Source organism: uncultured Williamsia sp. (genome assembly GCF_947494875.1).
Taxonomy (GTDB): Bacteria; Actinomycetota; Actinomycetes; order Mycobacteriales; family Mycobacteriaceae; genus Williamsia_A.
Map to the genome: position 1 here is coordinate 151,227 of NZ_CANLWM010000004.1, position 23,156 is coordinate 174,382.

Consider the following 23,156-nt stretch of genomic DNA (forward strand, 5'->3'; position numbering starts at 1 on the left):
GGAATAGCGCTCGTCCGCGGCGAGGTTGACCCGGACACCGCGGGGTACTCCGTGACGGCCTGCGTCTGTTCGCAGAATCGACAGCGGTCGACGTCGGCGGTGGTAGAGATGAGATGAGCGGCCCGTCCGTTCATCGTGGAAAGCGCAACCGAGGAAAGGCACACCATGGCACTGGACGACAACGACATCACCACCTCGAGCGCGGGCGGCGAAGGCCCGGCAGACGGCGGCTCGAACCCGGGCGGTCACGACGGCGGCGCCGACGGTACCGCGAACACGGGCGAGGGCCCGGCCGACGGCGGCTCGAACCCCGACGGCCACGACGGCGGCGCCGACGGCACCGCGGGCGAGGGCCCGGCCGATGGTGGCTCCAACCCGAACGGGCACGACGGCGGCGCCGACGGCACCGCCTGACCGCACCGCGCGACACGAGAGCTGAGACATGCAGAGGTCGGACACCCTGAGCCGGTGCGTCGCCGTCGATCCCGCGACGTTCGGCAGTCGTCACTGGGGTGTCCGGCCTCTTCTCAGTCGATCCGCGGAGCTGCCTCGTGACTTCGCCGACCTGCTGTCGACGGAGACCGTCGACGAGTTGCTCGCCGAACGCGGCGTGCGTGCGCCGTTCATCCGGATGGCCAAGAACGGGTCGCTGCTGGCTCGCGAGGAGTTCCTGTCACCGGCGGGTGTGGGCGCCGAGATCGGCGACCAGGTCGATTCGGCCAAGGCGCTGGCCGCGTTCGCCGACGGCGCATCGATCGTGTTGCAGGGCCTCCACCGGTTGTGGCCACCGATCATCGACTTCGTCCGCGGACTCGTCGACGATCTCGGGCATCCGGTCCAGGCCAACGCCTACATCACACCGCCCGGTAGCCGTGGGTTCGACTCGCACCACGACGTGCACGATGTCTTCGTGCTCCAGATCGCCGGCCACAAGCACTGGACGATCCACGAGCCGGTCGTCGAGGCGCCGCTGGCGTCGCAGCCGTGGACCGACCACCGGCAGGCGATCACCGACCGCGTCGCCGAGACGCCCCACATCGACACGACGCTGGCCCCTGGCGACGCGCTGTACCTTCCGCGCGGCTGGTTGCACAGCGCCCGCACGACCGACGAGACGTCGATCCACCTGACGATCGGCGTGCCCGCGCTGACCCGCGTGGACGTGGTCCGCGCCGCGGTCGCGCGCGTCGCCGAGTCGGTGACCGAGCTCCGGTCGTCGTTGCCCCTCGGCATCGACCCCACCGACCACGCGACCCTCGAAGCCGAGGCGACGAAGGCACTCCTCGCCTTCGCCGACGAACTCCGCGACCGCGCCCACGAGTGGGGTGACGGTGTGGCGACCGACCTGACGCGCGAACTGGCCTCGCGGACACGCCCGGCCGCGGTCCGCCCGCTGGCCATGCTCGACGCCATGGCGAACCCCGAAGCCCAGCGGGTGCGCCTGCGGCACGGACTCATCGCGACCGTCTCCGACGACGCCGACCGTGTTCATCTGCATCTGACCGGTCGCACGATCTCGTTCCCCGCGTCCTGTTCGGCGGCGGTCCACCACCTCGTCGACGGCGCCGATGCGGATGTCACCTCCCTGCCCGGGCTCGACGACGCCGACTCGACGGTGCTCATCCGGCGGCTCCTGCGAGAGGCCGTCCTCGTGCCGGTCGCGCGGTGACCCGTCCCGCCCGGCTCGTCCCTCCCTGCAGTGATCGGTCGCTGTCGATCGACGAACCCATGTTCGCCACGGCATCCGCGGGCCGATCGTGGCTGATGCTCGAGCTCTGCGGGCCGTGGGGCCCGTCGGCGTTCCTCGAGTCCCCGAACATCGTCGACCCCGCGCTCGGTCTGGCCATCGTGCGCCGCGCCGAGGCCGCCTCCATGCGCATCGTCGCGATCCGCAAACACGGTCGACGACCCGACGTGAAGCGGTGGCGGTGGTTCATCGCCCGCTCCGACCTCGACGCGTCGTCACTCGTGGGTGGTGAGGTCGACGGGCCCGACGCCTACCTGGACATCCCGCTCGACGGGGACGGAGAGGCGGCGGTCGACGGTCCGCTCGTCGCCATCTGCTCGCACGGCAAGCACGACGTCTGCTGCGCTGTCCGGGGACGGGGCGCAGCCGCTGCGCTCGATGCTGCCTATCACGAGAACACCTGGGAATGTTCGCATCTCGGCGGGGACCGGTTCGCCGCCACCATGCTGGTCCTCCCCGAGGGACTGGCCTACGGTCGCGTCGACGGCACCGACCCGGTGGAGATCATCCGGCGCCACGAGGACGGGCGCATCACGGGGTCACACTTCCGCGGCCGCACGAGCCTCAGCCACGAGGTGCAGGCCGCGCAGCACTTCGCCCGGCAGAACGCCGGCGACGACAGGATCGACGCCTGGCGCCCGCTCGGGGAGCACTCCGAGGACGGGGTCACCCGCGTCATCCTCGAGGCCGAGGACCAGCGCCGTCTCGTCGTGACCGTGCGGGCCTACCTCTCGGCGGACTCGGTCATGACGATGTGCCGATCGACGATGCCGGGCAGCGTCCGCCGCTTCGTCTGCGACTCGATTCGCTGGGCCTGACACCCCACCGCGTCAGAACAGGGTGCGCGGGCGGATCACGTTGGCGAGGTCGACGAGTCGGAACCGCTGCTTCCGGTCGACGGTGGACCGGGCCAGGCGTCGCAGCGACGTCTCCAGGCCCTCCCGCAGGCCGTGTTCGGTGAACGGGAAGCCCAGCAGGCTGATCCCGTCCGACGCGCGATCGGGGTTGACGGCCAACCAGCCCAACGCCGTCCCGAGCACCATGATCGACAACCGCGGCTTGCGGGGCTCGGTCTCGGGCATCGCGGCGAGTCGACGCGCGGCCTCGCGCAGCTGGTCCCCGGTGACGGCCTCGGGCGGTCGGCCGTGGACGAGCGCGAGGATCGCCGTGCACGCGGCGGTGTTGAAGTGGCGGCTCGTGGCCGGCACCTCGTCGAGGGCCGCGACCGTCCCCGCGATGTCGCCGACGGCGAATCGCATGCGCGCCAGACCGAAAGCGGCCGTGACGATGCCGCGGTCGGTCTGCCACAGCGTCCAGTACTCGTCGCGGGCGATCCGGAACCACCGTGCCACCTGCGCCTCACGGTCGGCGAGGTCCCGCGCGTCGTCGCTCGCCTCGGCCCGCAACCACCGGCCCATGAGCTCGGCGGTCGCGCCCACGGCAAGCTTCGGTGCCACCTCGCCGGGCATGGCCGCCAGCACCGCGCAGAAACGGTCGTGGGCGAGCTGCGCCTCCCCGTTGATCAACGCGCACAGACCGAGATACCACTCGATACGCCACGAGTGCTGGTGGTGCCGCGCGGTGATGTCCAGCAGGCCCAGGGCCGTGTCCACGTCACGCAGCTCGATGTACGCGCGGGCCTCGGCGAGATCCACCTCGAGGGACGGGTGGTCGTCGGAGGGATCGGTGCCGATCAGCGACGACAGGCCGTCCTGCTTCGCCGACCGGATGGTGTCCAGGGTCTGGTTCGGCTCCGACAGCGCAGCCGAGGTGAGCAGTCCCGCTGCGGGATCCGATTGATCGACCAGCGGGACGGGCAGCGCCGCGGCGATGTCGTCGGGGTCGAGGAACGTCTCGGAGTTCACCGGGTCGAAGAAGCCGTCGACCGGTCCGAGCATGAGGTCGGTCCCGTAGGTCGTGCGCTGCGGCGTGAAGACCGTCGACAGCGCAGGACGCGGGACACCGGTGTGCCGGGCGACGATCTCGCGGAGCACGGTGACCATCTGGCCGGTCATCTCGTCGGCGGAGGCGAACCGCTCCTCGGGGTCGGGGTCGGTGGCGCGCAACAGGAGTCGGCGGAACGACTCGTTCTCGGCGAGAACCGGCGAGTCCTCCGCCGACGGCAGACCGTCGAGGTACCGACCGTTGTCCATCGGGATGTCGACGGCGAGGACCGCGAGCGTGCGGCCGATGCTGTAGACGTCGGTGGCGACCTGCGGTCCGGTGGAGACGATCTCGGGAGCCTGGAAACCCGGTGTGCCGTAGAGGTGTCCGTACCCGTTGATCGCCGACACGGCTCCGAGGTCGATGAGCTTGACCTCCTGCCCGCCGATCATGATGTTCTCCGGCTTGATGTCGTTGAACACCAGCCCGACGGAGTGCAGGTAGGACACCGCGGGCATGATCTCGAGCACGTACGCGATGGCCTCCTCCGGCGGGAGTTGCGTCCGATGCCCCGACCCGTCGCTCGGCGCGGTGAGACTCTTCAGCGTCGCGCCGCCGACGTACTCCATCACGATGTAGCCGAACGTGTTCCCGTGGTCGTCGGTGTGCTCGACGAAGTTGAAGATCTTGACGATGTTCGGATGGGACACCGCCGCGAGGAACTGCCGTTCGGCGAACGCGACCGCCTGCGCCTCGCGGTCCTTCGAGTTGAGCAGGCCCTTGAGCACGACGGCGCGGTCGGCCACGTTGCGGTCGACGGCGAGATAGATCCAGCCGAGTCCGCCGTGGGCGATGGCGCCGCGGATCTCGTACTGGTCGGCGACGATGGTGCCCGGCGTCAGGCCTGGGACGAACGAGTACCGAACCCCGCAGTTGGGGCACGAGCCCGTCATCGGCAGGTCCGCGTCGGTGAGGTCGGCGCCGCATTGCCAGCACCGGCGCTTGGACTCCGGGATGACCGGGTTCTCCATGACCGCGTCGTCGGGCTCGATGTCGCGGACCCACGTGACGTCGACGAGACCGGAGCCGAGACGTCGACGCTTGCGGGTCACCCGGCTGGTCAGCGCCTGCGCGTTCGGGGCCACCCGGGTGCCGGCGTCGTCGGTGGTCTGGTCGGTGCCCGGCGTGACGTCGGCGGCGACGGTGCCCACGTCGGGGACGGCGGCCTGCGTGGCCACGTCGTGGTCGAGGTCGGGGACGGCGGCCTGCGTCGCGACGTCGTGGTCGAGGTCGGGGACGGCGGCCTGCGTCGCGACGTCGGAGTGGTCCGATCGATGGTCCACGGAGTCGTGCTCCACGTGCTGCGTCACCTCGCTCTCAGTCCCGGTATCGCGGCTGGGGTGGGTAGTAGACGGGCCCCAGGATGGAGAGCCACCGATTGTAGATCTGATACCACGTGCCGTCCGCGCGGATCTTGTCGAGCACGGCGTTGACGAACCGCACCAGGTCGGGTGAATCCTTGTTCATGCCAACGCCATACGGCTCGTCGCCGAGGCTCGCGCCGACGACGTGGACGTACGGGTCCTGCTCGGCCAGTCCGGCCAGGATCGCGTCGTCGGTGGAGACCGCGTCGACACCGCCCTGCTGCAACACGACGAGGCAGTCCGCCCACGTCGACACCGTCGACATCCTCACGCTGGGGACCCGCGCCTGCAGTCGGGCGATCGACGTGGTCCCCCGTGCCGCGCACACGCGCTTTCCCGCGAGGTCGTCGGCCGAGACGATCGGGGAGTTGCGGAGCGCGAGGATGCGCTGGCTCGCCTCGTAGTAGACCGTCGAGAACGCGATGTCCTGCTGGCGGTCGCAGGTGATGCTCAGCGTCTTCACCACCACGTCGACCTCACGGTCCTGCAGGGCGGTGATGCGGTCGTCGGAGGTGAGGATGCGGTATTCGACACGGTCGGGATCGCCGAAGATCGCCCGCGCGATCTCCTTGGCGATGTCGACGTCGAAGCCCTGGATGTCGCCGGTGATGGGGTCGCGGAAGCTGAACAGGTTCGAGCCGATGTCGAGGCCGACGATGAGCCGTCCGCGCTGGAAGATCTGCTCCATGGTCGAGCCGCGCGGCATCTGCGCGACGGGCGGCAGCGGGGTCGGGCGCAGGCTGCCGGTGTCGCAGGACGACGGGGTGAGCGACTCCCGCGGGGCGTTCGTCACGAGGCCTGGCGGCGTCGGTGTCATCGCCTCGGCGGTGGGCGGATCGTCGGGTGGTGCCGGGGCGCGGATGCAGGCCGCGGCGGTCAGCGCCGTCAGCACGAGCACGAGTGTGGCGAGGACCCGACTCCGCGCTGTCCTGGGCGTCACCGGTACTCCCGGATACGCGGGATCATGCCGAGCACCGTCATCACGGCGGCGATCACCGCGAGCACCAATGCGCCCGTGCCGGCGTAGCCGATGACGACGCGGGCGGTGTTGATGTCGTCGCGGAACGTGGTGCGGGTGGAGCGGATGCCGTCGATGAGCGATTCGTCGAGCGCGGTGTAGGCGGCCGCGGCCCCGTTCGGCGCCGACCCGACCGCCATGGACGTCGCGCCGGAGATGTCACCGACCGACGACATGTCTGTCGCGGCCTGGTGGGCGTCGCGCCACGAGGCCAGCGCGGCCTGCGCGCGGCCGACGATCGTCCGGTCGGAGTCGTCGCCCACACGGTCACGGTAGTCGTCCAGGGCCGTCTCGATCTGCGCGAAGGCGCCGCCGACCCGCTTCTGCAGCGCGTCCTGGTCGCCACGCCGTGCCAGCGACAACGTCTCCAGGGAGCGGGCCTGCTGGGCGAGGATGCGCGCCGAGGTGAGCTCCTGCAGGGGCTGGGCGCCGCGCCGCTCGGCCGTGTCGACCGACGACACCGACAGCAACGACCCGACGAGCACCCACACGATCGCGATGACCGTGACCACGATCGCCGCGACGAGCCCGAGGTTGAAGCGACGACGGGTGCGGCGTGACAGGTAGCGGTGCGTGGCCATCAGGGCGATCAGCACCACCGCGAGAGTGGTGTAGACGACCCACGGTGGGTCGGTGAAACGGTTCTGCGGGTCCGCGAGCGCCGCGGTCCGGGCGCTGTAGAGGCGTTCCCCCGCGGGCAGGATCGTCGTCTGCATGAGGTTCGACGCCTCGCCGAGGTACGCCGATCCGACCGGGTTCCCCAACCGGTTGTTGGTCCGGGCGGACTCGATGAGCCCGGTGTAGACCGGCAACTCCTCCGCCAGTGTCCCCAGGTCGGAGCGCACGGCGTCGTTCTCCGCCGCCGTGCCGCCCGCTGCCTCGATGAGCGCGCGCGACGCGGTCGCGATCGCGGTGGCGTAGCGGTCCCGCAGCGCGGCCGGTTCGAGGCCACCGGAGATGAACGCGGCGTTCGCCGCGGCGTCGGCGATCGAGAGGTTGCTGTAGAGGATCTGTGACGACTCGGCGATCGGCTCGGTGTCGGTGATGGTCTGCTGCAGCGCGGCGGTGCGCGCGTCGAGCGACACCGACGCGTACCAGCCGCTGACGAGGGTCACCAGGACCAGCAGGGCGGTGATGAGCAGCAGACGGCCGGGTGTGGTCCCGGCGAGTCGTCGTGCGCTCGACAGCGGGGACCGGGCCTGCTCGCGCGCCAGGGTGAGCAACTCGCGACGTTCGTCGCGGGTGAGACGCGGTGTCCGGCCGCCGCGCCGCGGCGTGAGGTGGTCGTCGCCGCCACGGGTGAGCCGGGAGCGCAGGAACGCCGCGTCGCCGGTCACTACCGGTACCTCTTTCGTCGCCTCACCACCGCCGCCGGGTCGCACGTGCGGTTGTGGTCGACTCTAAACCCGCGCGGGGTCGTTACCGTGGGTTCGCGGGGCCGCCGGCAGTCGGCGGCCCGGCGATGTCGAGGAGGCCCGGGGAGCGTGCGCGGAGACGGAGACGGCTGGGTGTTCGACGGCGGGGCCCGGTACTGGGGTCTCCACGGTGCCGCGGGACTGCTGCTGCGCGCGCCCGTCGAGGACGGCGGACGCGCCGTGCTGCTCCAGCACCGTGCGTTGTGGTCGCACCAGGGCGGGACGTGGGCCCTGCCCGGCGGGGCACGCGACTCCCACGAGACCGCTGTCGACACGGCGGTCCGCGAGGCGGGGGAGGAGGCGGGGATCGTGCCCGCCGCGCTGACCGTCCGTGGCGAGGTGGTCACCCACACCGCGGCCGGCGGATGGACCTACACGACGGTGATCGCCGAGGTCCCCGAACCGCTGTCGACGGTCGCGAACGTCGAGTCGACGGAGTTGCGCTGGGTCGGCGAGGACACCGTCGACAGCCTGCCCCTGCACCCCGCCTTCGCCCGCGCGTGGCCGACGCTGAGAGAGCACCTGCGGTCGCTCTGACGCCTGCATGGGGCGCGCGCCGCGCAGAATAGGACGCCGGGCCGCACACTGCCGGGCTGTTTCGGCGGTGTTCGCGCGATCGGGCGACGCGAGAAGTTGTTTCGCGCAACGTACATTGCGTGAAATCGTCGGTCTCCGTTTATGATTCGCGGGAGTCCCGGCAAGTCGTTCTCGTCCAGTGGTGCAGAAGCGCGCGTGATGTCCGATGCGAGGCCCGGGTGGTGCGCCGCGTCGCGCTGCGAGAACGGATCACGGGTCGTGAGTGCTCATCGGGTACGGAATCGGGCGAAGGCAAAGGCGCGTGCGGCGAAGTCGGCGCGGCGGTCGCGGGAGCGCCGCATGGGCGCGACGCAGAAGCACTCGATGACAGTGTGGATGCGATCGGGCGCCGCTGCCGTCGGGGTCGGGGCCGCACTGTTCGCCGGACAGGGCGTCGCCGTCGCCGACACCACCGGCGCCGACGAGTCGACGTCGTCGGCCTCGGCCGAGACATCCGCGGAGCCGTCGGCACGTCCCACGGTCGGCGAGGGCGGTGGGCCGTCCTCCACCTCGCCCTCGTCCGTCCCGTCGATCGGGCCCACGACCACGGCAACGCCGACGCCCGCCGCGGATTCGTCCGACGACGAGGCCTCTCCCGCGGAACCCGAGACGACGGCACCCCGTACAGGCTCGACGACGACGCTGCCCGCGACGACATCGCTCACGACGACGCCGCCTGTCACGACATCGGCCGCGACGCTGCCGCCCGCGACGACGTCGTCCTCGACCCCGGTCTCGCTGCCGGCCACGACCGCACGCTCGACCGCGTCGACCGCCGGCGGGGATCCCGCGACGACGCAGACACCCTCCTCGGGACCAGCGTTGCCGGCCGTCCCGCCGGCATCGGGGGCCGGCTCCCCGAACCGCATCGTCGCCCCGGCCGCGCTCCGCGTCCCCGCACCGAGCGTGTCCTCGGCGCCGGCATCGACGTTGGCGGCCGTCGGTCTGACGATCCTGGGATTGCCGGTCGCCTCGACCACCACCGGACTTCCCGTCGCCCCGGCGCCGATCGCCAACCCGATCGGTGATCTCCTCGCGGCGATCTTCCGTCGCATCCAGTCGGTGTTCGCCCCCTACCGCACCGGGCAGACATCGCCCACGGTCGTCGATCCCTCCACCGGCGTGGTCACGGGAAGCGCCCAGTTCACGAGCCCGCTCTGGCTCCCGCAGTGGTACACGGTCACCACATCGGTCTCCGGCGTCGTCACCGTCGGACGCGACGGCCGGTTCGTCTACACCCCGACCGACACCGCACGCCACGACGCCGCCACGTCGACGGGCCGCCGCACCGACACGGTCACGGTCACCGCGCACAACTGGTTCTCGCGAAGTGCGATCACCGTCACCGTGCCGATCGTGCCGGCGAACGCAGCGCCGGTCGTCGGCCAGGTCGTCGTGGGTACCCCCGGCACGAACGGTGTGGTCACAGGGTCGGTGACCGTCACCGACGGTGACAGGGACTCGATCACCTACGCCGCCTCCACCCCCGGGAAGGGCAGCGTCGTCATGTCCACCGGCGGTGGCTTCACCTACACACCGTCCGCCGGGGTCGCCCACGCAGGTCCGACCACCGACAGTTTCGTGGTGACCGCCGACGACGGACACGGCGGTTCAGCATCCGTGTCGGTCGTCGTGCCGGTGGCGCAGCAGAACGCGGCGCCGGTCCGCGACGGTCAGACCACGGTGGGCGCACCCGGAGCCGACGGTGTGGTCAGGGGGAATGTCGTCGTCCGCGACGCCGACGGTGACACGGTCACCTACACCCCGTCGACGACGGTTCTCGGTGGCCAGGTCACGGTCACCCCGACCGGCCAGTTCACCTACACGCCGACAGCCACCGCCCGTCACGGCGCCGCCGCTCCCACCGGTCCGACCAGCGATTCGTTCACCATCACCGTCACCGACGGGTTCGGCGGTTCACTGACCATCCCGGTGTCCGTCGTCGTCGCACCGGCGAACGCCGCTCCGGTGGCCGGACAGGTCTCGGTCACACAGCCCGCCGTGGACGGCACCGTGACAGGGACGGTCCGTGCCTCCGACGTCGACCTCGACACCGTCACGTTCGGCCCGGGCACGATCACCACCGCCCGCGGGGGGCAGGTCACGATGACGTCGGGGGGTGCCTTCGTCTACACCCCGTCGTCGCAGGCACGCCACGACGCGGCCGCGCCCGGCGGCGCCACCGTCGACTCGTTCACCGTGACCGCGGACGACGGGCACGGCGGAACGATCACCGTCGACGTGTCGGTACCCATCAGCCCGCTCAACCGCGCGCCGGTTCTCGGAACCGGTGGCGTCGTGTACGACCCCATCTCCGCCGACGGCAGCACCACCGGTCGCATCGACATCACCGACCCGGACGGCGACCCCCTCACCTACACGGCCACGACGACCACCGGCGGCACGGTCTCCATCGACGACACCGGCAGGTTCGTCTACCGCCCGAGCGCAGCGGACATGCACGCCGCGGCCGCGGGCGTGTTCCGGAGCCAGGTCTTCACGGTCACCGTCGCGGACGGCCACGGGGGGACGCAGGACTTCTCTCTTGTCGCAGGCATCGTCCCGGCGAACACGCAGCCGACCCCGGACCCGGTCACCGGCGGGTACACCCGCACCTCGTTCGACACCTCGACCAGCGTCACCACCGGAGCCGTGTCCGCCGTGGACGCCGACGGCGACACACTCACCTACTCGGCCGGGAACACCGTCAAGGGAGCGGTTGTGGTCGACGCCCGTACCGGGGCGTTCACCTACACCCCGACGGCGCAGGCCCGTCACTCCGCAGCATCGGGCGCGATCGGCACAGACAGCGACACCGTCTCGATCACGGTGACGGACGGTCACGGGGGGACCACGACGATCCCGGTGGTCGTCCAGATCCTGGGCGTCAACACCGACCCGACGCCGACTCCGCCCGAGGTCGCCGTACCCGACACGACCACCGGTGTCGTCACCGGCACGCTCTCCGCGTCCGACGCGAACAACGACTCCCTCACCTGGCGGCTCACCACGCCCCCCACCACAGGAATCGTGACGGTCGGCGCGAACGGGACGTTCGTCTTCACCCCGACCGACGCGGCACGAGCCGCAGCCGGTTCGGGGGGCTCCACCAGCGACACCTTCGTCGCGACGGCCGACGACGGGCACGGTGGCTCCGTTGCGGTCACGGTCACCGTCACGATCGCACCGCCGGCCAACGTGATGCCGATCGCCGTCGCGGACACGGTCTCCGTCACCGCCGGAACTCCCGCAGTCGTCAACCCGTTGGCGAACGATCGGGATCCCGACGGTCAGCTCGTCCCGTCGACGGTCACAATCGTCTCGGGGCCGTCGCACGGAGCGGCGGTCGTGAACTCGCAGACGGGTCAGATCACCTACACGGCCGATCGGCAGACAGGTGCGAGCAGCGACTCCTTCACCTACACCGTCAGCGACAACCGCGGCGGGCGTAGCGCGGTCACGACCATGACGGTCACCATCGCTCCCGCACCGGCGAATTCGGCTCCGATGGCGAACGTCTCGCCACCGTCACCGAACATCGCGACCGGCGTGGTGACGGGCTCGCTCGGCTACACCGACAGCGACGGTGACGCGGTGGTCGGCTACACCATCACCCAGCCCGACAACGGGGTGGTCACCGTCGACACCGCAACCGGCAAGTACACCTACACCCCCACCACTCGCCCCGCCTTCGGGTCTCCGGCGGGCCAGACCACCTTCATGGTCACCGCGACCGACAGCCGCGGCGCGGTCAGCGCCCCTACCACGGTCGTCGTCACCGTCTACGCGGCGCGACTGACCGGGATCGGCCCCGCCGGAACCGGACTCGCCACGCGCACCCAGACCGGTGTCAGCCCGCTGGGGAGTCGGTACGTCATCACGAACGTCAGGTCGTCTCCAGGGAGCACGATCACCTTCTTCGACGCTGCCGGGGCCGTCACCCGGACGGTCGCCTGGGACGCACAGATCAACGACATCTCCTGGTACGTCGCCTATGACGGCACCGAGGTGGGGTTCCTGGCCACCAGCAGGGGCACCGCACTGCTGCAACTGCAGGACGCGTTCGGGCACTCTGCGTACGTTCCGTTCCAGACCACCGACTACGGCTACACCGACAGTGACTATCTGTACTCGTGGGACGTGTTCTCAGCGGCGCCGATCGTTGCACTGAAGCGCGTGAGCAACCCGGGAGGGTACGGCGACGCGCAGCCGCAACGGGGTGGGTCGTCGGAAACCGCCCCGAGGACGTTCCTGACACCGGTCAGCGGGCTCGTGGGGTATCAGCTGGTCGCCGGCTCCGCTGACGGCAAGTACGTCTACGTCGCGCAACCCGATGCCGGGGGCGTCGTCGCGCTGGAGGGGTTGACGCCGAAAGCGGTCATCCCCACCCCGAACGACCTGGCCGCGGCGATCGAGACGAGCGCCGATGGTTCGCGTGTCTACGTGGCCACTTACCTCGGGAAGTTGCTCGTCGTCGACACGAAGACCAATTCGGTGTTGTCGACCGTCGAGCTGGGGACCACGATCCCTCATTCCGTCGCAGTGTCACCGGACGGCACGCGTGTTTACATCGCCAGTTACGGGAGTTACAGCGCACAGGACCTCTGGCTCCCGACCGACCCCGGCAGCGTCATCGCCGTCGACACTGCGACCAACGCAGTGGTCTCGGTGGTGGCCGCCGGATACCGGACGACGGGTGTCGATGTCTCCCCTGACGGCAACCACCTGTGGATCACCAACGACGACGCCGATCGGACGGTGATGGTCGTGGACACCGCGTCGCTGGAGCCGCGGGTCTGACGCGGGTCAGGCCGCGCGATCGAGCGCGTTGAGCAGGGCGACGACACCCGCGCGGTCGGCGGCGTCGTCGATCCCGAGGCCCCAGGCGCGACGGCCGTCGCACTCGACCTCGACGAGCATGACCGTCTGCGTCCCGACCCGCTGCTGGTGCAGTCCGGTGATCTCGACGCAGGTGCCGGTCGCGTGCAACATCGCGGTGGCCGCGGCGAGCGGACCGGTCGTCGACTCACGCAGGGACCAGATGCGGTCGCCGGCGGCGATCGTCGCGTGGTACTCGGTGAGGTCGTTGCGGGCGGGTGTCGCGTGCCAACTGCCGAGGCGGATGCCCGCGCCGGGTGCGTATGCCTCGAGGAACGACTCCCAGGTCAGGGAGTCGGCGTCGGCGCGGACGGCTCGCGGCAGGAGCCCGGGGAAGTGCGCGGACGCGCAGGGAGCGGTGGTGGACCGGTGGTCCAGGAGTGTGGTCATGACGGTGGTCTTCTGTCATCGCGCCGCGGCGCGGAAGAGGGTGACCGAGAGAGAAGAGCGCGCTGACGACCCGCAGACGGGGGGTCGGTCGGATCAGACCCCGCTGCGGCGGGCTACTACGAGTGCGCGTGTCATGGTGCGATCAGCCTAGACCCGAGCCCTCGCCGTCGGCAAGCACGATCTGTCGCAGTCGTCGGGCTGCGGCCTCGGGATCGTCCGCCGCCGTGATCGCCCGGACCACGACGATCCGGCGGGCGCCCCGGTCGCGGACGATGGGCGTCCGGTCGGCGTCGACGCCGCCGATCGCGAACCAGGGCAGCCGACGGTCGGTGTCGGCGGCGTGCGCGACGAGATCGAGGCCGGCGGCGGCGCGGCCCGGTTTCGTCGGCGTCGCCCAGCACGGTCCGACACAGAAGTAGTCGATGTCCGGGTCGGCGTCGGCGGCGTCGGCCTGGACCGCGTCGTGGGTCGATCGTCCGATGACCGTGTCGGGCCCGACGATCGCGCGTGCCGCCGCGGGCGGCAGGTCGTCCTGTCCGAGGTGCAGTACGTCGGCGCCCGCGGCGGCGGCGATGTCGGCGCGGTCGTTGACGGCGAGGAGCGCGCCGTGGCGGTCCACGACCTCGCGCATGGTCGCGAGGATGTCGAGCTCCTGCCGGGCCTCGAGCGCGCCGAACTCCCGCTCGCCGGCAGATCCTTTGTCCCGCAACTGCACGATGTCTACACCGCCGCTCAGAGCGGCGTCGAGGAAGTCGACGAGGTCCCCGCGCTCGCGGCGCCCGTCGGTGCACAGGTAGAGCCGGGCGTCGTCGAGTCGTGTGCGGAGGTCCACGGTCAGCCACCGTAGTGGCCGATCGTCGGCGAGTAGGCTGGCGAACCGACACACACGGGGGCTCGGGGAACGGCCGGGCTGAGATCGCGACACCATCCGTCGCCGACCGTCACACCTGATCCGGGTAATGCCGGCGAAGGAAGGTTCTCCACCACCATGGGTCTCTCCGCACCGCCCCGGACGCTCGCCGTCGTAGGAGGCGGTGTCGTCGGGTCCGCGATCGCCTGGCGCGCGGTGCTCGCCGGCTGGCAGACCATGCTCGTCGACGACGGTCGCGCCGCCTCGGGGTCGCAGGTGGCCGCCGGGATGCTCGGTGTGGTCGGTGAGGCCCGCATCGGTGACGACGACGCGTTCGCCCTCACCGTCGACGCCGCGTCGCGGTGGTCGGGATTCGCCGACGACCTCGACGCTCCCGACGTCCGCGTTGCGCGCGACACGCTGTTCGTCGGGGCCGACCGGTCGGACCTCGCGGAGCTCACCGCGGTGGGCGAGTGGTGTTCGGCGCGGTCGGTGTCCGTCGAGCCGATCGCATCCCGCGAGTTGCGTTCGTGCGCACCGGGTCTCGGAGGGATCCGGCGCGGTGTGCTCGCGTCCGGTGAGGGTGCTGTCGACAACCGGGAGGTCCTGCGCGCGTTGTCGCGTGCCTGCGCCGCCGCAGGTGTCCGCACGTGCCGCCGTCCGGTGGGCGCGCTGTCGGAGCTGGACGCCGACCAGATCGTCGTCGCCACCGGTGCCTGGCTTCCCGCCCTGGTTCCCGACGCCCCCGTGCGGATCGAGAAAGGCGAGGTACTCCGGTTGCGTCGCACCCCGACCGCGCCCGCGCCCCCGTCGGTCGTCGTGCGGGCGCGCTGGCACGGACGACAGGTCTACGTGGTGCCGCGTCCCGACGGGGTCGTCGTCGGCGCGACGCAGTACGAGGTGTCCGACCGCGACGACACCGCGCCCCGCGCGGGTGGCGTCGCCGATCTCCTGCGCGATGCCGCCGACCTGATGCCCGGCCTCGCCGAGTACCGCCTCGAGGAGGTCGGGGCCGGTTTCCGCCCGCTCACCCCCGACGGGCTGCCGATGATCGGTCGGCTCGACGCGCGGACGGTCGTCGCCGCCGGACACGGTCGCGGCGGCATCCTGCTGGCGCCCCTGACCGCCGACCTGGTCCTGGGCGCCCTCGCTGACCGACCCGACGAGCGCTGGTCCCCTGTCCTCGATCCCGGGAGGTTCGCATGATCACCGTCACCGTGAACGGCGTCGACCACGACGTCGACGCCGACATCACCGTCGCCGGGCTGCTGCAGCGGCTCGACCTGCCCGAGCAGGGGGTCGCGGTCGCCGTCGACGGCAGCGTGCGGCCGCGGTCGTCGTGGGGAGACGGCGTCGCGCCCGGCGCGCGCGTCGAGGTGCTGACGGCGGTGCAGGGTGGCTGACGTGGCGCCGCTGGTGATCGGGGGGCGCGAGTTCTCGTCGCGGCTCATCATGGGCACCGGGGGTGCGGCCAACCACGACCTGCTGCGTCGTGCGCTGGTCGCGTCCGGCACGCAGCTGACGACGGTCGCGATGCGTCGGGCGGGGGCGAGCGGCTCCAGCGGTGTCGTCGACCTGCTGGCGTCCCTCGACATCGAGATCCTGCCCAACACGGCAGGCGCACGAACCGCGGCCGAGGCCGTCCTCACCGCGCAGCTCGCGCGCGAAGCGCTCGACACCGACCTGGTGAAGCTCGAGATCGCCGGCGACGACCGGACACTCCTGCCCGACCCGATCGAGTTGCTCGACGCGGCCGACGACCTCGTCGCCGACGGGTTCACCGTGCTCGCCTACACCAACGACGACCCGATCCTCGCCGCCCGCCTCCAGGACACCGGGGTCGCCGCGGTGATGCCGCTCGGCTCGCCCATCGGGACCGGACTGGGGATCGCGAACCCACACAACATCGCGATGATCGTCGCGGCGGCCACCGTCCCGATCGTGCTCGACGCCGGTATCGGGACCGCGAGCGACGCCGCGCTGGCGATGGAGTTGGGCTGCGACGCAGTTCTGTTGGCGTCCGCGGTCAACCGCGCCGACGACCCCGTCGCCATGGCCACCGCGATGGCCCGCGCCGTCGAGGCCGGTCACCTCGCACGACACGCCGGCCGCATCCCCCGACGCTTCTGGGCCCACGCCTCCTCACCCGACCTCGACTGGACACCGACTCCCGGCTGATCCCGCGGACCCGGTGTCCATCCTTTCGTCCGATGCAGGGGTGGGCGACCGGCTGGCATAGTCGCGGCTGTGATCAGCGTGCAAGGACTCACCAAGACGTACGGGAGCACCCGTGCCGTCGACAACCTCACCTTCGAGGTGAAGCCGGGGATGGTCACCGGCTTCCTCGGGCCGAACGGCGCGGGCAAGTCGACGACGATGCGGATGATCCTCGGCCTCGACAACCCCACCTCGGGCACCGCGACCGTCAACGGCAAGCCGTACCGCGAGCTGGACGACCCGCTGCGGCAGGTCGGCGCTCTGCTCGACGCGAAGTGGGTGCACCCGAACAGGTCCGCCCGCTCACATCTGCGGTGGATGGCCGCGGCCAGCGGCATCGGCACCCAACGCGTCGACCAGGTCCTCGCCGACGTGGGACTCACCGAGGTCGCCGGCAAGCGCGCCGGTGGGTTCTCCCTCGGCATGTCCCAGCGGCTCGGTCTGGCGGGCGCCCTCCTCGGCGATCCCGGTGTCCTGCTGTTCGACGAGCCGGTCAACGGGCTCGATCCCGAGGGCATCGTCTGGATCCGCAAGTTCATGAAAGCGCTGGCCGCACAGGGCCGAACGGTGTTGGTGTCAAGTCACCTGCTGACCGAGATGTCGCTCACGGCCGATCACCTCATCGTCATCGGCAAGGGCCGTCTCATGGCCGACTGCTCCGTCGCGGAGTTCACCAGTCAGGCGCAGCGCACCGTCAGCGTCCGCAGTCCCCAACTGCAGGAACTGCATCGGGTCCTCGAGGCGGAGGGCCTGCGACCGGCCCCGAAGTCCGACGGGTCCCCGGTGATGACCGTCCCCGACGTGACCACCGATCGTGTCGGTGAACTCGCCGCGGCGAACAACATCGTCCTGCACGAACTCTCGGGCAGCGTCGCGTCGCTCGAGGAGGTCTTCATGTCGTTGACCGCCGACCAGGTCCAGTACTCGGGCTCCACCGGCCTCCAGGGAGGTGCACGATGATCAGCCACGCCATCGACGCAGAACGCATCAAGCTGCTCAGCACCCGCTCGCCCTACTGGTGCGTCGGCATCGTCGTCGTCCTGGGCATCCTCATATCGATCCTGATCGGGGTCCTGTCCTCGAGCACGGCCACGTCCGACGCCTCGGATCTCCGGGACCCGTCGTTCTTCGCGATCGGGGTGTCCCAGATCGGCGTGCTCGTCCTGATGATCATGGCGGTCCTCGCCGTGACCAGCGAGTTCCGGTTCGGCACCATCCGCACCACGTTCCAGGCCATCCCGCGACGCGAGATGGTGCTGGGCGCCAAAGCGATCGTGTACGGCGGCCTGGCCGGCGTCGTCACGCTCATCCTGAGTGTCGTGACGATCGTGCTCGGCACCTCCCTCGCCGGCGACGCGGGATCGGCCATCGATCTGGGTGGCGGCGACGCCGTCCGGCAGTACTGGGGGATACCCGTCTACGCGATCCTCTGCGTGCTCATCGGACTCGGCGTCGGTGCGCTGGTCCGTCAGACCGCCGGTGCGATCGTCATCCTCCTCATCTGGTCGCTGGCCATCGAGACCATCCTGTCGTCCATCCCGAAGGTGAAGGCCGTCGCGCCGTACCTGCCGTTCAACAACTCGGCGCACTTCCTCTCCGGCGACACGACGAACACGGGTGGCATCGACTACCCCTGGGGCCCCTACGGGTCGCTGCTGTACTTCGCGCTGTGGGCGATCGTCATCTTCACCGCGGGGATCGCGTTGACCCAGCGGCGCGACGCCTGACCGAGGTCCGGCGGGGCCGTCCGAGGCCGGTGCGGTCGGCGTAGATTCACGGGCGTGGAACTGTTGCCGACCGCCCCTCTCGGACAGACGCCCGTCCGCGCGATGACCATCGCCGGCACCGACTCCGGCGGCGGTGCCGGTGTCGCCGCCGATCTGCGCACCATGGCCCTCACGGGCGTCCACGGCTGCGTCGCCGTCACCGCCGTGACCGTCCAGAACACGCTCGGTGTGACGGGCGTGCACACCATCCCGCCGGAGACCGTCGCCGCCCAGATCCGTGTCGTCGCAGACGACATCGGGCTGAATGCCGTGAAGACCGGGATGCTCGCGACCGGTGAGATCATCGACGCCATCGTCGACGTGGCCGCCGAGGTCGGCATCGGCCGCGACCGACCGATCCCGCTCGTCATCGACCCCGTGTGCGCGTCCATGCACGGCGACCGCCTGCTCGCCGTGGAGGCCATGAGCGCACTGCGCGAACGCCTCATACCGATCGCGACCGTCGTCACCCCCAACCTCGACGAGGTCGTCCTCATCACCGGGATCGAGGTCGTCGACGACGAGACCCAACGTGCAGCGGCCGTGGCCCTGCACGAGATGGGTGCGCAGTGGGCGATCGTGAAAGGTGGGCATCTCCGGTCGAGCCCGCGATCGTCCGACCTGCTGTACGACGGAACGGATTTCGTCCGCCTCGACTACGAACGGATCGACACCCCGCACGACCACGGTGCCGGCGACACCCTCGCGTCGGCGATGACCAGTGCTCTGGCGCACGGGATGTCGGTGCCCGACGCCGCCCGGTTCGCCAAGGGGTGGGTCAGCGAGTCGATCCGCTGGTCCTATCCCCTCGGCGCCGGCCATGGGCCGGTCAACCCGCTCTGGCGGGTCGCGCGGGACTGATCCCGAGGCGACCCGCCCTCGGCGCTCAGCCGACGGGTTCGATCGGCAGGTAGACGTTCTTGCCGTTCGCGATGAACTCGTCGGACTTGCGGTCCATCTCGCGGGCGAGCATCGCGTCGATGTCGGCCTGTGTCCGTAGGTCGTTCTCCTCGGCGAACGCCCGCACGTCGGCGGAGATGCGCATCGAGCAGAACTTCGGGCCGCACATCGAACAGAAGTGGGCCGTCTTGGCGGGCTCGGCGGGCAGGGTCTCGTCGTGGTACGCCACGGCGGTGTCCGGGTCGAGGGCGAGGTTGAACTGGTCGTTCCAGCGGAACTCGAACCGAGCCCGACTGAGGGCGTCGTCACGCTCCTGGGCCCGGGGATGTCCCTTCGCGAGATCGGCTGCGTGCGCGGCGATCTTGTAGGTGACGACGCCGACCTTCACGTCGTCGCGGTCCGGGAGTCCCAGGTGCTCCTTGGGCGTCACGTAGCAGAGCATCGCCGTGCCGGCCTGGGCGATCATCGCCGCCCCGATCGCCGACGTGATGTGGTCGTACGCGGGTGCGATGTCGGTCGCGAGCGGTCCGAGGGTGTAGAACGGCGCCTCCTCGCACCACTCCTCCTCCAGCCGCACGTTCTCGGCGATCTTGTGCATCGGGACGTGTCCCGGTCCCTCGATCATCACCTGCACTCCATGGGATTTGGCGATACCGGTCAGTTCGCCCAGGGTGCGGAGCTCGGCGAACTGCGCCTCGTCGTTCGCGTCGGCGATGGACCCGGGGCGTAGTCCGTCGCCGAGGGAGAAGGTGATGTCGTAGCGGCGGAAGATCTCGCAGAGCTCGGCGAAGTGGGTGTACAGGAACGACTCGCGGTGGTGCGCGAGACACCAGGCCGCCATGATCGACCCTCCGCGGGAGACGATCCCGGTGACCCGGTGCGCGGCCAGGGGGACGTATCGCAGCAGGACGCCGGCGTGGACGGTCATGTAGTCGACGCCCTGCTCGGCCTGCTCGATGACGGTGTCGCGGTACATCTCCCACGTCAGCTTCGTGGGATCACCCTTGCACTTCTCGAGCGCCTGATAGATCGGCACGGTCCCGACGGGCACGGGCGAGTTGCGCATGATCCACTCGCGGGTGAGGTGGATGTCGTCGCCGGTGGAGAGGTCCATGATCGTGTCCGCGCCCCAGCGGGTCGCCCACACCATCTTCTCGACCTCCTCGGCGACCGACGACGTGACGGCCGAGTTGCCGATGTTGGCGTTGACCTTCACCGCGAACGCCTTGCCGATGATCATCGGCTCGGACTCGGGATGGTTGTGGTTGGCGGGGATCACCGCGCGCCCGATCGCGACCTCGGAGCGGACGAGTTCGACATCCACGCCCTCCCGTGCCGCGATGTAGCGCATCTCCGGGGTGACGAGACCCGCTCGCGCCCAGGCCAACTGGGTGGATGCACCGTCGACGGGATCGGGGCGGGTCCATGCGTCACGGGTGCGCGGCAGTCCGCCGTCGAGATCGGTGTGGGGTGGGGAGTCCGTGTACGGCCCGGACGTGTCGTACAGATCGAGGTGCTCGCCGTTCGACAGCTCGACCCGACGAAACGGCACGGACATGCCGTCCACGGGCTCGTGGTGCTTGTGGCTCCCGCGGATGGGGCCGGTGGTGATGGACGTGACGGAATCGGTCGTCATCGAGTGCTCCCTACGCCGGCATTACCCGGTCAGGTTCAGTCGGTCGGCGGCCGCCTGCCGCCATCTCAGCCCTCGGTTTCGTGAGAGCCCCCGTGGAAGGTGTGCAGTTGTGGCGGGGACGTCGATCAGCCCCGCCGATGAGCGTACGCGTCGACCGGGAACCGGGAGGGCACCTCGTGCGTCTGATGGATGTGGGGGGTCGCGACCGCCCTGTGACCCACCCCAGAGCATCCGACTCGAAGTGGTCACGAATGACCGAACAGTTCCGTAACTACGCCTACGTAGGCGTAGCACGCGATATTGTGACCACTGTCACATCGAATGCGAAGGATTCCGAAGGAGGTGGCGATGCACGTCAGGCGGAAGAAGAAGCCCGAGCAGTCGGCGCAGTCCATCCTGCAACAGTTGTCCGAGGTCAGGCACAACGCCGAGCGCGATCGGTTCGAGTTGTACGTCGCCGGCGACCTCGTCGGGGTGCTGGGCTACTCGGTGGAGGACGTCGGCGGCCAGCAGGTCGTCACCGTCCTGCACACGGTCCTCTACGACGAGTTCACCGGCCACGGGCTCGCGTCCCGACTGACGACCGGGGTCCTGCAGTACGTCGTCGACACCGGTGCGAAGGTCCGCCCCGTCTGCACGTTCACCCGGCACTTCCTCACGACCCATCCGGCCTACGCCGCCGTCGCCGTCTGACCGGACGCCCACACTGCTGGGCGCAGCGACGGTGACGCCGGAGTGGACCTGGCTGGGAGGGCGTCCGCAGGCTGCCCGGGTCGGAGGCAGGCCGTCGTAGGGTGAGGCGATGACCGATTCCACCGCAGTCGACACGGTGACGCAGCAGGTCGCCGTCGTCGATGATTTCCTTCGTGCTCTCGCCGATGGTGATCTCGACACCGCCGCAGCTCTTCTCGACGACGACCTGCTCTATCAGAACGTGGGGTTGCCCAGCATCCGTGGCGGGCGCCGGACGATCGCCCTGTTTCGTCGGATGTTGCGTGCAGGACGGTTCGACGTGGTCGTCCACCGCGCGAGCGGTGACGGGGCGGGGATCGTCCTCAACGAGCGAACCGATCTTCTCGCCGTCGGCCCGTTCGTGCTGACCTTCTGGGTCTGCGGCGTCTTCGAGGTCCGCGACGGTCGGATCATTCTGTGGCGCGACTACTTCGACTTCCTGACGATGCTCACCGCGACCTGTCGTGCTCTTGTCGGGGTCGTGGTGCCGGGGCTGCGGCCGCAACTCTCTCGCGCGCGATGAGGATCCAGTCAGCGGGCATGACGGCCGGTCGGCGTCAGTCGAGGTCGACGACGACAGGCGCGTGGTCGCTGGCGCCCTTGCCCTTTCGCTCCTGTCGATCGATCGCCGCGTGAGTCACCCGCGCGGCGAGAGCCGGTGAGCAGAGGGTGAAGTCGATGCGCATGCCCTCGCGGCGAGCGAACCGCAGCTGCGTGTAGTCCCAGTACGTGAACTCGCCCGGCGTGAACGGACGGACGACGTCGCTGTATCCGGCGTCGACGACGGCCTGGAACGCGGCGCGCTCCGGGCCCGACGTGTGCGTCTTGTCGGCGAAATACTCGGTGTCCCAGACGTCGTCGTCGGTCGGTGCGATGTTCCAGTCACCCGTCAGCGCGATCTGCGCCTCCGGGTCGTCGGCGAGCCACGCGCGTCCCGCAGCGTGCAGCGCGGCCAGCCACTCGAGCTTGTAGGTGTAGTGCGGGTCGTCGAGCGCGCGCCCGTTCGGCACGTACAGGCTCCAGACCCGGACACCTCCGCACGTCGCGCCGATCGCGCGTGCCTCCTGCGCGGGTGCGGTCTCCGCGTCGCGGGCCCACCCGGGTTGTCCGGGGAAGCCGATGGCGACGTCCTCGAGCCCGACCCGCGACGCGATCGCCACGCCGTTCCATTGGTTCAGCCCGACGGTCGCGACGTCGTATCCCGCGGCCAGGAACGTCATCGTCGGGAACTGGTCGTCGGAGCACTTGGTCTCCTGCATCGCGAGCACGTCGACGTCGGACCGTGCGAGCCAGTCGGCGACGCGTTCCGCCCGCGCCCGGATGGAGTTCACGTTCCACGTCGCGATGCGCATGCCGACCGAGGGTAGTTGCCCGCTCCGGTGGACAGGTCCGAGGTGTCGGTCGTAGCGTTCGGGGAACCACCACGATCGGGAGGGCCATGCCGCTGTACGTGTTCCGCTGCGCGGCGTGCCCCGACGTCGACCGCGCGTTCTCGATGGCCGCGGTTCCCGACGAGATCGACTGCGCGACATGCGGTGCGCCCGCCCGTCGGGTCATCACCACCGTCGCGACGGGTGCGGATCCCGGCACCACCCGACTCCTCGACGCGACGCGAGCGACCGCTGATCGGCCCGCAGTGGTGTCGGCGATACCCGGCCGCACCGCGCCGGTCCGTCGCGTCACCACCGATCCCCGGCATCGACGGTTGCCGCGGCCCTGAGTC

At 70.4% G+C, this 23,156-nt stretch carries 22 protein-coding genes and 2 riboswitches; of the genes, 14 read left to right on the forward strand and 8 right to left on the reverse strand.

Annotated features, from left to right (window positions below; genetic code table 11):
* The first annotated feature begins 165 nt into the window (after positions 1 to 165).
* Genes Q1A98_RS11045 through Q1A98_RS11055 form a run of 3 tightly spaced genes read left to right on the forward strand, consistent with a single transcriptional unit; the run spans position 166 to position 2,565 of the window.
* On the forward strand, positions 166 to 414 hold the full coding sequence (locus Q1A98_RS11045) for a BatC protein (RefSeq protein ID WP_299573184.1): 249 nt from the start codon (positions 166 to 168) through the stop codon (positions 412 to 414).
* 28 nt (positions 415 to 442) lie between these two features.
* Positions 443 to 1,669 carry a cupin domain-containing protein gene (locus Q1A98_RS11050; protein ID WP_299573185.1) on the forward strand — a complete coding sequence of 409 codons (1,227 nt, stop codon included), beginning with the start codon at positions 443 to 445 and terminating at the stop codon, positions 1,667 to 1,669.
* Between the two features lie 59 nt (positions 1,670 to 1,728).
* A complete protein-coding gene (locus Q1A98_RS11055) occupies positions 1,729 to 2,565 on the forward strand; it encodes a sucrase ferredoxin (protein ID WP_299573187.1) in 837 nt (278 codons plus the stop codon).
* A gap of 12 nt (positions 2,566 to 2,577) precedes the next feature.
* Here Q1A98_RS11055 and Q1A98_RS11060 read toward each other — a convergent pair whose 3' ends face one another.
* The 3 genes from Q1A98_RS11060 to Q1A98_RS11070 are packed head-to-tail and all read right to left on the reverse strand — an operon-like array spanning position 2,578 to position 7,410.
* Positions 2,578 to 5,001, reverse strand: coding sequence for a serine/threonine-protein kinase (locus Q1A98_RS11060; RefSeq protein ID WP_299573189.1), 2,424 nt, complete (start codon positions 4,999 to 5,001; stop codon positions 2,578 to 2,580).
* A gap of 7 nt (positions 5,002 to 5,008) precedes the next feature.
* A complete protein-coding gene (locus Q1A98_RS11065; protein ID WP_299573215.1) occupies positions 5,009 to 5,995 on the reverse strand; it encodes a glutamate ABC transporter substrate-binding protein in 987 nt (328 codons plus the stop codon).
* On the reverse strand, positions 5,992 to 7,410 hold the full coding sequence (locus Q1A98_RS11070; protein ID WP_299573218.1) for a hypothetical protein: 1,419 nt from the start codon (positions 7,408 to 7,410) through the stop codon (positions 5,992 to 5,994). Before Q1A98_RS11070 ends, Q1A98_RS11065 begins: the two co-directional genes overlap by 4 nt.
* 147 nt (positions 7,411 to 7,557) lie before the next feature.
* On the opposite strand from Q1A98_RS11070, the gene Q1A98_RS11075 reads away from it, so the two are divergent.
* Positions 7,558 to 8,025: an NUDIX hydrolase gene (locus tag Q1A98_RS11075; RefSeq protein WP_299573221.1), complete on the forward strand. Its 468-nt coding sequence runs from the start codon at positions 7,558 to 7,560 to the stop codon at positions 8,023 to 8,025.
* 266 nt (positions 8,026 to 8,291) lie between these two features.
* Here Q1A98_RS11075 and Q1A98_RS11080 read toward each other — a convergent pair whose 3' ends face one another.
* Positions 8,292 to 9,044 (reverse strand): hypothetical protein, encoded by a 753-nt coding sequence (locus Q1A98_RS11080; protein ID WP_299573223.1) that lies wholly within the window; start codon positions 9,042 to 9,044, stop codon positions 8,292 to 8,294.
* Here Q1A98_RS11080 and Q1A98_RS11085 point away from each other — a divergent pair.
* A complete protein-coding gene (locus tag Q1A98_RS11085; RefSeq protein WP_299573225.1) occupies positions 9,025 to 12,864 on the forward strand; it encodes an Ig-like domain-containing protein in 3,840 nt (1,279 codons plus the stop codon). The two genes, Q1A98_RS11080 and Q1A98_RS11085, sit on opposite strands and share 20 nt — an antisense overlap.
* Positions 12,865 to 12,870: 6 nt before the next feature.
* Here the strand turns inward: Q1A98_RS11085 and Q1A98_RS11090 are convergent, their stop codons facing one another.
* Both Q1A98_RS11090 and thiE read right to left on the reverse strand, forming a co-directional pair.
* Entirely contained in the window at positions 12,871 to 13,332 is a 462-nt protein-coding gene (locus Q1A98_RS11090; protein ID WP_299573228.1) for a hypothetical protein, read from the reverse strand.
* A 142-nt stretch (positions 13,333 to 13,474) separates the two neighbouring features.
* The gene (thiE, locus tag Q1A98_RS11095; protein ID WP_299573231.1) at positions 13,475 to 14,164 is read right to left on the reverse strand and encodes a thiamine phosphate synthase; all 690 of its coding nucleotides are present in this window, start codon (positions 14,162 to 14,164) and stop codon (positions 13,475 to 13,477) included.
* A gap of 44 nt (positions 14,165 to 14,208) precedes the next feature.
* Positions 14,209 to 14,323: riboswitch (TPP riboswitch) on the forward strand.
* On the opposite strand from thiE, the gene thiO reads away from it, so the two are divergent.
* From thiO to thiD, 6 genes are all read left to right on the forward strand, one after another.
* Complete coding sequence (gene thiO / locus Q1A98_RS11100; protein ID WP_299573233.1) at positions 14,321 to 15,388, forward strand: glycine oxidase ThiO; 1,068 nt, start codon at positions 14,321 to 14,323, stop codon at positions 15,386 to 15,388. (Overlaps the previous riboswitch by 3 nt.)
* Complete coding sequence (thiS, locus tag Q1A98_RS11105; RefSeq protein WP_299573235.1) at positions 15,385 to 15,585, forward strand: sulfur carrier protein ThiS; 201 nt, start codon at positions 15,385 to 15,387, stop codon at positions 15,583 to 15,585. The genes thiO and thiS overlap by 4 nt, the downstream gene beginning before the upstream one ends.
* Positions 15,578 to 16,360, forward strand: coding sequence for a thiazole synthase (locus tag Q1A98_RS11110; protein ID WP_299573238.1), 783 nt, complete (start codon positions 15,578 to 15,580; stop codon positions 16,358 to 16,360). The genes thiS and Q1A98_RS11110 overlap by 8 nt, the downstream gene beginning before the upstream one ends.
* 69 nt (positions 16,361 to 16,429) lie before the next feature.
* Positions 16,430 to 17,359 (forward strand): ABC transporter ATP-binding protein, encoded by a 930-nt coding sequence (locus Q1A98_RS11115; RefSeq protein WP_299573241.1) that lies wholly within the window; start codon positions 16,430 to 16,432, stop codon positions 17,357 to 17,359.
* Complete coding sequence (locus Q1A98_RS11120; RefSeq protein ID WP_299573244.1) at positions 17,356 to 18,126, forward strand: ABC transporter permease; 771 nt, start codon at positions 17,356 to 17,358, stop codon at positions 18,124 to 18,126. Before Q1A98_RS11115 ends, Q1A98_RS11120 begins: the two co-directional genes overlap by 4 nt.
* A 54-nt stretch (positions 18,127 to 18,180) precedes the next feature.
* Positions 18,181 to 19,026 (forward strand): bifunctional hydroxymethylpyrimidine kinase/phosphomethylpyrimidine kinase, encoded by an 846-nt coding sequence (gene thiD, locus Q1A98_RS11125; protein ID WP_299573245.1) that lies wholly within the window; start codon positions 18,181 to 18,183, stop codon positions 19,024 to 19,026.
* A 25-nt stretch (positions 19,027 to 19,051) separates the two neighbouring features.
* Here thiD and thiC read toward each other — a convergent pair whose 3' ends face one another.
* Positions 19,052 to 20,701, reverse strand: a complete 1,650-nt coding sequence (thiC, locus tag Q1A98_RS11130; protein ID WP_299573246.1) for a phosphomethylpyrimidine synthase ThiC — start codon at positions 20,699 to 20,701, stop codon at positions 19,052 to 19,054.
* A riboswitch (TPP riboswitch) is annotated at positions 20,692 to 20,805 on the reverse strand. Its footprint overlaps the gene before it by 10 nt.
* 244 nt (positions 20,806 to 21,049) lie before the next feature.
* On the opposite strand from thiC, the gene Q1A98_RS11135 reads away from it, so the two are divergent.
* Positions 21,050 to 21,394, forward strand: a complete 345-nt coding sequence (locus tag Q1A98_RS11135) for a GNAT family N-acetyltransferase (protein WP_299573247.1) — start codon at positions 21,050 to 21,052, stop codon at positions 21,392 to 21,394.
* Between the two features lie 109 nt (positions 21,395 to 21,503).
* Complete coding sequence (locus Q1A98_RS11140; RefSeq protein ID WP_299573249.1) at positions 21,504 to 21,956, forward strand: limonene-1,2-epoxide hydrolase family protein; 453 nt, start codon at positions 21,504 to 21,506, stop codon at positions 21,954 to 21,956.
* 34 nt (positions 21,957 to 21,990) lie between these two features.
* Here Q1A98_RS11140 and Q1A98_RS11145 read toward each other — a convergent pair whose 3' ends face one another.
* Positions 21,991 to 22,785 (reverse strand): exodeoxyribonuclease III, encoded by a 795-nt coding sequence (locus Q1A98_RS11145; protein WP_299573251.1) that lies wholly within the window; start codon positions 22,783 to 22,785, stop codon positions 21,991 to 21,993.
* An 86-nt stretch (positions 22,786 to 22,871) separates the two neighbouring features.
* Between Q1A98_RS11145 and Q1A98_RS11150 the strand changes: the two genes are divergently transcribed.
* Positions 22,872 to 23,153 carry a zinc ribbon domain-containing protein gene (locus Q1A98_RS11150; protein ID WP_299573253.1) on the forward strand — a complete coding sequence of 94 codons (282 nt, stop codon included), beginning with the start codon at positions 22,872 to 22,874 and terminating at the stop codon, positions 23,151 to 23,153.
* Positions 23,154 to 23,156 lie beyond the last annotated feature (3 nt).

Excerpts from the sequence above, each read along its gene's own strand:
- Q1A98_RS11045 (WP_299573184.1), top strand. The coding sequence starts at position 166 with ATGGCACTGGACGACAACGACATCACCACCTCGAGCGCGGGCGGCGAA.
- Q1A98_RS11050 (WP_299573185.1), top strand. The coding sequence starts at position 443 with ATGCAGAGGTCGGACACCCTGAGCCGGTGCGTCGCCGTCGATCCCGCG.
- Q1A98_RS11055 (WP_299573187.1), top strand. The coding sequence starts at position 1,729 with ATGTTCGCCACGGCATCCGCGGGCCGATCGTGGCTGATGCTCGAGCTC.
- Q1A98_RS11090 (WP_299573228.1), bottom strand. The coding sequence starts at position 13,332 with ATGACCACACTCCTGGACCACCGGTCCACCACCGCTCCCTGCGCGTCC.
- thiO (WP_299573233.1), top strand. The coding sequence starts at position 14,321 with ATGGGTCTCTCCGCACCGCCCCGGACGCTCGCCGTCGTAGGAGGCGGT.
- thiS (WP_299573235.1), top strand. The coding sequence starts at position 15,385 with ATGATCACCGTCACCGTGAACGGCGTCGACCACGACGTCGACGCCGAC.
- Q1A98_RS11120 (WP_299573244.1), top strand. The coding sequence starts at position 17,356 with ATGATCAGCCACGCCATCGACGCAGAACGCATCAAGCTGCTCAGCACC.
- thiC (WP_299573246.1), bottom strand. The coding sequence starts at position 20,701 with ATGACGACCGATTCCGTCACGTCCATCACCACCGGCCCCATCCGCGGG.
- Q1A98_RS11135 (WP_299573247.1), top strand. The coding sequence starts at position 21,050 with ATGCACGTCAGGCGGAAGAAGAAGCCCGAGCAGTCGGCGCAGTCCATC.
- Q1A98_RS11140 (WP_299573249.1), top strand. The coding sequence starts at position 21,504 with ATGACCGATTCCACCGCAGTCGACACGGTGACGCAGCAGGTCGCCGTC.
- Q1A98_RS11145 (WP_299573251.1), bottom strand. The coding sequence starts at position 22,785 with ATGCGCATCGCGACGTGGAACGTGAACTCCATCCGGGCGCGGGCGGAA.
- Q1A98_RS11150 (WP_299573253.1), top strand. The coding sequence starts at position 22,872 with ATGCCGCTGTACGTGTTCCGCTGCGCGGCGTGCCCCGACGTCGACCGC.